The sequence below is a fragment of the Endozoicomonas sp. SESOKO3 genome (genome assembly GCF_024606255.1).
The window spans coordinates 1-4,159 of sequence record NZ_JAHHPR010000434.1 but is presented as its reverse complement, the minus strand read 5'-3'; the positions used below and the strand labels follow the sequence as shown (position 1 = coordinate 4,159).

The 4,159-nt window shown below is 47.7% G+C and carries 2 protein-coding genes; both read right to left on the bottom strand.

The genetic code is table 11. The features are described from left to right. Window positions 1–92 precede the first annotated feature (92 nt). Window positions 93–2,174 carry a hypothetical protein gene (locus KDK18_RS07475; protein ID WP_257254264.1) on the bottom strand — a complete coding sequence of 694 codons (2,082 nt, stop codon included), beginning with the start codon at window positions 2,172–2,174 and terminating at the stop codon, window positions 93–95. Between the two features lie 167 nt (window positions 2,175–2,341). Beyond that, entirely contained in the window at window positions 2,342–3,889 is a 1,548-nt protein-coding gene (locus tag KDK18_RS07470; protein WP_257254263.1) for a hypothetical protein, read from the bottom strand. Window positions 3,890–4,159: the final 270 nt, after the last annotated feature.

Genomic DNA, 4,159 nt, shown 5'->3' with positions numbered 1-4,159 from the left:
ATCCTCAATTTTCTGCCGTCCTCGCTACGGGCGCTATTCTCGGTCAGCCTCCTAGAGGAATTACCAGACAAAGCCTCATGAAAGGGCGGGTTTTACTTGTTCTTTTTATTCTTTAGAAATCGAAGTGCACGATTCTGGTCGACATCGTCAGGCTTGCGTTTTCGATGTGTTCTTTTGTGATTCACCAGGACTCTGAGATTCTCACAGAACTTCCCACATGACCTCTGATGGCCATTCTCCCCGACTATGGTCACGTCACAGATTTTTGGTCCGGTGTGGATTTGTGTTTTATGAGCTGACAGAGATTGAGCATTCTTGCAGACCGTCCCGCATGGTCGTTGTTGGTCATCTTCACCGACCACTGTCAGGTTGCAGGTTTTTTTCCCAGTGTGGTATCCGCTCTTGTGAGCCGACAGAAGCTGAGCGTTCTTGTAAATCCTCCCGCATGGCTGCGCTATGCCATCCTCACCGACCACGATCATGTTACAGGTTCGTTGCCCTGTATGGCGTCCGCTTTTGTGAGACGACAGAGCTGAAACATTCTTACAGACCGCCCCGCATCGCTGCGGGTTACCATCCTTTCCGATCACTATCACATCACAGATTCTTGGCCCGGTGTGATCTTTTCTTTTGTGATTTGAAAGAAGTTGAGTATTCTTGAAGACCATCCCGCATGGCCGCGGCTGGCCATTCTCCCCGTGCACTTTTAAGTCACAGGTTTTTGATGTGGTGTGGACTCCGCTTTTGTCATCCGACAGGGCTTTGGCACTCTTGCAGACCTTTTCGCAAAGTTGTGGCTGGCCATGCTCCCCGACCACTGTATAGTCACAGGTTAGTTGCCCACTGTTGTTTGAGACCTGCATTGCGGCTGTCAGGGAAAGCGATGGTTGGCTCTGACTCGATAGAGATGATTGAGTGGTTGTGTGTTGTGTTTCTGAATGGTTAAGTGTGAGGATAAAAGCGGCTTTTTCGAGAAGACAGCGCGAATCGAGTGACCCACTAATATCCGCAAAATCATTAGCGATGGAAGGCCAGTTCCCAGACATTGGCTCATCCTCATTAAGTGGCCAGACAGTGTCAGTTATGTTGGCGGCCTCTGTACTTAATGGGTTTGAGCCGACCCCATCTAAGGCGACCCCGTCTAAGGCGACCCCGTCTCTATATATGCCGCTCTTGCCTGGGTCATCATTAATGGTGCACGACTTTGGTTCAAATAGCGGGTCTGACCTGAATGAGAATTGCAGTTCATTCGATGGTACGAAAAGCGAAATGTCTGGAGAATGTGTAGCTTTGTCAGGCTCAAAATGGCTTATGCAGCTTAGGCAGTTTTCATTCTTTAAATCGGTGCATGAGCTTTGTATGGGTATTGCTCCCGGTTGGGTGGTTTCTATTTCTGTCTTTGTTCCTGAAGTCGCTATCAGTGTATCGGACTGCTCGAATAGGGACTCAGTATCTCTTTTTCTATCAGACGATTGTCGTAAATTGCAAACACCATTACAGGGGTGGACGAAACAATTTAAACCCAAAGTATGTTTGTGTTGTTGAGAGCCTCTGTCACCATCGCCAGCGTCAGAATTCAGGAGACTAATGAAAGAGCCTGTGAGGTGGGAAGGGGCTTGTTGGGCTTGCTGCTCCGAAGATTTTGATGACTGGTATGGTGTTTGGTTATGCCCAGAGCCCAACACCATAGTGATCGCCGCAAACAGTTGCTCCCCTTGTGTCGTTATAGATGCCTCTTGTTGTTCGATCGGGTTTAAAAGCGGAAAATAGAAGCTCCAATAGCTTTTTAGAAGCCAGCCGACAGCGACCACAACTTCTGCAGGTATCCATGAATAAGGGCCGGAATTCAGGTGGCTGTCTCTGATGGTCAGGGTCAGTTCGAAACCAACCAATAGTTGAGTGGCGTAAAGCCATTGCCACGAAATTGATTTAATAATAGTCGTTTTTAATGTGTAACCGTAAGGTTTCTGTCGTTTGGTATCAGAAACCGAAACGGATCCTGTATAGCCGTTTGTGTCGATAATGTCTGACGGGTTGTCCGACAGTATATGTCGTTCACGCTTTCTAAAAAATCTCTGGTTTGGAGAAACACCATTCTTTTCAAACTCGACAACATAACGTTCAGTCAACGTTTGAGCCCGACAAGCGACAGACAGCGAAGATAGCAGCAACATTATCAGTATCGCAAAGAGTGAGTGTTTAATAATTCTTTCCTTGTTTTATGGTTGACAGAAAGGAAGGATAGACCAAGAAAATAAGTATGTTTTTCTGTCAAAACACAAATAGGGGCATCCGGGCAAAGTCCCTTCAAAAGGTTGCATCTATATCTATTCACTTTACGTTAAGGATTCGGGTTATCCTTTCGCCTCTCATCCAAAAGCTTGCGTTTTCGATGTCTTCTTTTGTGATCCGACAGGGCTCGAATATTCTTGCAGATCATCCCGCATGGCCGCCGCTGGTGATCCTCCCCGACCACAATCATGTCACAGGCTTGTGGCCCGGTGTGGCTTCTTCTTTTGTGATCCGATATGGCCTGTGAGCCCTTAAAGACCTTACCGCATGGCCGCGGCTTGCCATCATCCCCGACCACTGTTACATCACAGACTTTTTGCCCTGAGTGAATGTTTCTTTTGTGAACCGACAGGGTTCTGGTACTTATGAAGACTGCTCCGCATGGCCGAGGTTGACCATCCTTTCCGATCACTATCATGTCACAGGTTTTTTGCCCGCCGTGGGCAGGCATTTTGTGAAACGCCAGGACTGTGGCATTCTCGCAGACGGTTCCGGATCGTTGCGGCTGGCCATTCTTGCCGATCACTGTTGTGTCGCAGATTAGTTGCCCGGTAGGTGCAGTTGAACAGGTTGTCTCTGTACTCATTGAGTCTGAGGCAACCCCGTCTGAGGCGACCCCGTCTGAGGCGACCCCGTCTGAGGCCGTTCCGCATACAGCGTTGCGGCGATTGGCCGGGTTGTCATCAATGCCATGCGACTGTGACTCAAATAATTCGCCAAAAGCAGACTGGCGTTCCATACCAAAGAGATAATCCAACATATCGAAAGGCATTTGTTGAGAATCTTCAGTGTCTGAAGGGTCGAAATTAGCAATGCAACGAAGACATTGTCCATACGCGAGATGGGGGCATGAGCTTTCTAAGGAATTCAGTGACCATTCAGCGAGCTCTATGCTGTCGGGTGACGGTCTGAAACTACAAACCCCGTTGCATGGAAAGACGAAACAATTTAAACCCAAAGTATGTGACTGTTGTTGAGGGCCTTCGTTACCGTCGCCAGAGTCAGAATACAGTTGGCCAGTGAAAGAGCTTATAAGGGAGGGGGTTGTCTTTGGGGCCTGAAGCCCCGATGATTCTGATGGCTGTTGCGACTGTTGGTTAGCTGCAGAGTTTAACATGATGGTGATGGCCGCATGATCCCACTTTGTCAGAATAGGTGTTGTCACTTGTTCTTCAATCAGATTAAAGAGCGGTGAATCCGGGGGCCAATAGTTTTTTAAGAGCCAGCCGACTATGACAACCATTTCTACAAGTAGCCACGAATAGGAGGAGGGGCATAGAGGGGTATCTTTGGCAGTCAAGATTAGTTTGTGACCCACCAGCAGGTGGGTGGCGAAAAGCAACTGCCATGAAATCGATACGATAATGGTTGTTTTTACCCCGTAACTGTAAAGTTTATGTCGCTTATTTTCAGGCAGCGAGGCTGATTTTGAATAGCCGTCTGTGTCGACAACATCTGGCGGGTTACAGGGCAATTTATGTTGGTCAGGCTTTATAGAAAAGCTCTGGTTTGGAGAACCTGTTTTCTGGTCAAGCTCGACAACAAATCGGCTTGTTAATGGGTGAGCCTGGCAGACGAAGTAACACGTTAGTAGCAATATCAGCAGTGCTATAAAGAGAGAGTGTTTAATCGTTCTATACTTGCGTTCATGTTTACAGAGAGGAAGGATAGATTAAGAAAATAAGAGTGTTTTTCTTTTAAAAACTTCTTTTAAAAACCGATGGTTGCACGCTGGGCAGCGTCCATGAAAAGGCTGGAACGCAAACTATTGACTTTACCCTATTGAGGACTAAAGCCATCATCCTCTTGGGGTCAGTCAACCTGTCCCGTATTGCCCGAACTATGGGGCGCGGTACCGAGATCGACT

Bases quoted from the DNA above. Each gene is read 5' to 3' on its own strand.
- KDK18_RS07475 (WP_257254264.1), bottom strand. From the start codon at position 2,174: ATGTTGCTGCTATCTTCGCTGTCTGTCGCTTGTCGGGCTCAAACGTTG.